Consider the following 3,896-nt stretch of genomic DNA (forward strand, 5'->3'; position numbering starts at 1 on the left):
GCTGCCCGGGTACTTCCTCGCGCGGCGCGATACACCCGTGAGCGGCTCGGTGTGGCCGTGGGCGATCTCGATCGTGCTGATCGTCCTCGGCTTGCTGTGGCTGCGACTGTGGCTCCGGGCGCAGTCCCAGAAGCGCGCAGTCGCGCGGCTGCGGCCCGGGGCATCCGTTCTCATCTGCGCCCCGTCGCTCGACCTCGAGAACGGGCTGCGAGCGGGCGGCTATCTGAGCGGCAAAGTCCCGCCGTCGCTGCTGGCGACGCTCGACGCGAACGCGCTCGAGCTGTGGCCGCGGCTCGCGGCGGCCGGCGAGCCGTTCGCGCGCATTCCGCTCGCCGACATCGCGGGCGTGCGCGCCGACCGGGTCAGCGTGGATGCCTCGCGCTACGGCGCAGGTGCCAACGTGTATGACTGGCGTGCGATCGTGGTCGTGCTGCGCACCGGCGGCACGGTGCCGCTCGCGCTCTATCGGCCGCTCGGAATCGGGGTCGCGAGCACCGCCGACGCGAACGCGCAGATCGCCGAGTTCACGGCGCGGGTGCCGCTGCTCCCGTGAGCGCCCGCGGTGTGCCGCGCAGCTCGCGCAGGGTGAGCGCGGTGGCCAGCGCGGCGTGCGCGGCCTCGGCGCCCTTGTCCTCCTTCGAGCCGGGCAGCCCCGCGCGGTCGAGGCCCTGCTGCTCGTCGTCGAGGGTGAGGACGCCGAACCCGACCGGCTTGCCGGTGTCGAGTGCGACGCGCGTCAGGCCGTCGGTGGCGGCGGACGACACGTACTCGAAGTGCGGCGTGCCGCCGCGGATGATCACGCCGAGCGCCACCACCGCGTCGGCCCCCGCCTCGAGGGCGGCCTTCGCCACCACCGGAAGCTCGAACGAGCCGGGCACGCGCACCAGTTCGTGCGTCGCGCCGGACTCGTCGAGCACGCGGGATGCGCCTGCGATGAGGCCGTTCGTGATCTCGTCGTGCCAGGTGCCCGCGACGACGACGACGGTGAGGCCGCTGCCGTCGACGGGGGAGAGCTGGGTGGGGGCGCCGGAACCGGCCATGGGAGGTGTCCTTTCAGGGGCGGGTCTGGTCTCGATACGCGCTGCGCGCTACTCGACCGGCGGTGCGTGCTTACTGGTGCTGGTCGACGCCGAGGCTCTCGAAGAGGTGCCCCATGCGGTCGCGCTTGGTCTCGAGGTAACGGGTGTTGATGGCGCCGACGCCGACGACGAGCGGAACCCGCTCGTCGACCGTGATGCCGTGCGCCTCAAGCTGGCTCACCTTGTCGGGGTTGTTGGTGAGCAGCCGCACCGAGCGGACCCCGAGATCCTTCAGGATGTCGCCCGCGGCGGTGTAGTCGCGGGCATCCGCCGGCAGCCCCAGCGCGAGGTTCGCGTCGAGGGTGTCGAGCCCCTCCGCCTGCAGCTTGTAGGCGCGCAGCTTGTTGATGAGGCCGATGCCCCGCCCCTCGTGCCCGCGCAGGTAGATCACGACGCCGCCGTCGCGCTGGATAGTGTCGAGTGCGGCATCCAGCTGCGGCCCGCATTCGCACTTGAGCGAGCCGAACGCCTCACCGGTCAGGCACTCGGAGTGCACGCGCACGAGCGCGCCGTGCGCGGCCGGGTCGCCCGAGATGATCGCGACGTGATCGGCGCCGGTCATGCGGTCGCGGTAGGCGCGCACGCGGAACGGCCCGTGCGTCGTCGGAATCGCGGTCTCGACCTCGAAGGTCACACTGCTCGTCTCGGGGATCGGCGCCGCGGTCTCGAGCGGGCGGTCGCCGTGCACCTCGTCGAGGTAGTCGACGAGCGCCGCGATCGTCACGACCGGCAGCCCCTTCTCTTCGCCGAGCGCGATGAGGCCGGGCAGGCGCATCATCTCGCCGTTGTCGGCGACGACCTCGCCGATCGCGGCGACCGGGGTCAGGCCGGCGAGCTTCATGAGATCAACGGATGCCTCGGTGTGGCCGGCCCGCTGGCGGACTCCGCCATCGGCGGCGCGCAGCGGCAGCACGTGGCCCGGCCGGTTGAGCGAGTCCGGCGTCGACCCGAGGTCGGCGAGCACGCGCAGGGTGTGGGCCCGCTCGCCGGCGCTGATGCCGGTCGAGGCGCGGTCTGCGGCGTCGACGCTGACCGTGTAGTTCGTGCCCAGGGGATCCCGGTTGTCGACGACCATGACGGGCAGCTCGAGACGGTCGGCGATCTCGTTCGTCATCGGAGCGCAGATGAACCCGCTCGTGGTGCGGATCATCCAGGCCAGCCACTCCTGCGTGGCGAACTCGGCGGCGATGACGATGTCGCCCTCGTTCTCGCGGCTCTCGTCGTCGGCGACGATGACCGGCATTCCGGCCCGCAGCGCCGCGATCGCCTCGGGGATCGTTCCGATGCTCATGCGCGCGCCCCCTCGTCGGGCTGGAACCCGATCGCGTGCGCGACCGACGTTCCCGTGTCGTCGGGCCAGCGGGCGCCCTCGTCGAAGGCGCGGAACTCAAGCATCCGCTCGACCTGCCTGGCCACGATGTCGGTCTCGAGGTTGACGAGATCGCCGGGCACGCGCTGGCCCAGCGTGGTCGCCGCGAGCGTCTCGGGGATCAGCGAGACCTCGAACCAGTAGCCGTCGAGCGCGCCGCCGCCCACCGCGGAGACCGTGAGCGACGTGCCGTCGATCGCGATCGACCCCTTGCGGGCGACGAGCGGCGCGAGCTCGGGCGTGAGCGAGAACCGCACGACGCGCCAGGCGCTGCCGTCGGTCGTCGAGAGCACCACGGCGGTGCCGTCGACGTGCCCCTGCACGAGGTGGCCGCCGAGCCTGTCACCGAGCCGCGCCGCGCGCTCGAGGTTCACGTGCGTTCCGATGCCTGCCTTGTCGAGCGTCGACATCTCGAGCGTCTCGCGCATGACATCGGCGGTGAACTCGTCGCGCTCGAGGGCGACGACCGTCAGGCATACGCCGCTCACCGAGATCGAGTCGCCGTGCTGCGCGCCCTGCGTGGCGAGCGGCCCGCGCACGGTGATGCGCGCCGCGTCGCCGTACTGCTGCACGCGCGTGATCTCGCCGATCTCTTCGATGATTCCGGTGAACATGGGTCTCTCCTTACTTCGCTTCCGCTGGTCGACTCGGCGATGCCGTGCCGTCCGCTGGTCGACTCGGCGAAGCCGTGCCGTCCGCTGGTCGACTCGGCGAAGCCGAATGGAGACCGGCAGCTGCGGGTCGCGCGGTGATCAGCAGGTCGTCGCCGAGGCGCTCGACGCTGCCGAGTTCGAGGCGGCGCTGCTCGTCGATCGAGCCGACGCCGAGGTCGGTGAGGGCGGCACGCGGGCCGCCGATCAAGGTGGGGGCGAGAAAGATCGCGAACTCGTCCACGAGTCCGGCGGCGACGAACGCGCTCGCGAGCGTCGGGCCGGCTTCGACGTAGAGCGAGCGGATGCCCCGCTGCTGCAGCTCGTGCAGAGCGGCGCTCAGATCGCGGGTCGTCAGAACGATGGGGCGCCGGGGATGCCGCAGCACGGCGGCTCCCGCTGGGATGTCGCGCAGCCCCAGCACGACGGGAACGGGCTGGCGTTCGCGCAGGCCGCCGTGGGCGTCGCGCGCGGTGAGGCTCGGGTCGTCGGCGAGCACGGTGCCAGTGCCGACGAGGATCGCGTCGTGTGCCGCACGCTGCTCGTGCACGCGCTCGCGGGCTGTCGGGCCCGTGATCCAGCGGCTCGTGCCGTCGGCCGCGGCGGTGCGCCCGTCGAGGCTCGAGGCCCATTTGAGCGTGGTGCGCGGGCGGTTGTTGCGCACGGCGAAGAGCCAGTCGGCGAGGAATCCCTCGGCCTCGTCCTCGAGCACGCCGCCCGTGACGTCGACGCCGGCGGCGCGCAGCCGCTCCGCACCGCCGGTGGCGTGAAGGGCTGACCATGCTGAATTGGAAACCG

Annotated in this window: 5 protein-coding genes; 1 reads left to right on the forward strand and 4 read right to left on the reverse strand. The window is 72.2% G+C overall.

Features of this window, described 5'->3' with window-relative positions:
• On the forward strand, positions 1-553 hold a 553-nt coding region (locus ACM2XV_RS13130), incomplete at its 5' end, for a hypothetical protein (protein WP_487027247.1).
• Here ACM2XV_RS13130 and ribH read toward each other — a convergent pair.
• The 4 genes from ribH to ribD form a co-directional block, all read right to left on the reverse strand.
• On the reverse strand, positions 525-1,040 hold the full coding sequence (gene ribH, locus ACM2XV_RS13135) for a 6,7-dimethyl-8-ribityllumazine synthase (protein WP_487027248.1): 516 nt from the start codon (positions 1,038-1,040) through the stop codon (positions 525-527). The genes ACM2XV_RS13130 and ribH overlap by 29 nt on opposite strands.
• 70 nt (positions 1,041-1,110) lie before the next feature.
• The gene (ribA, locus tag ACM2XV_RS13140; RefSeq protein WP_487027249.1) at positions 1,111-2,370 is read right to left on the reverse strand and encodes a GTP cyclohydrolase II; all 1,260 of its coding nucleotides are present in this window, start codon (positions 2,368-2,370) and stop codon (positions 1,111-1,113) included.
• Complete coding sequence (locus tag ACM2XV_RS13145; protein WP_487027250.1) at positions 2,367-3,062, reverse strand: riboflavin synthase; 696 nt, start codon at positions 3,060-3,062, stop codon at positions 2,367-2,369. Before ACM2XV_RS13145 ends, ribA begins: the two co-directional genes overlap by 4 nt.
• 10 nt (positions 3,063-3,072) lie before the next feature.
• On the reverse strand, positions 3,073-3,896 hold an 824-nt coding region (ribD, locus tag ACM2XV_RS13150; protein WP_487027251.1), incomplete at its 5' end, for a bifunctional diaminohydroxyphosphoribosylaminopyrimidine deaminase/5-amino-6-(5-phosphoribosylamino)uracil reductase RibD.

The organism is Gryllotalpicola sp. CP2-P1, assembly GCF_057512245.1.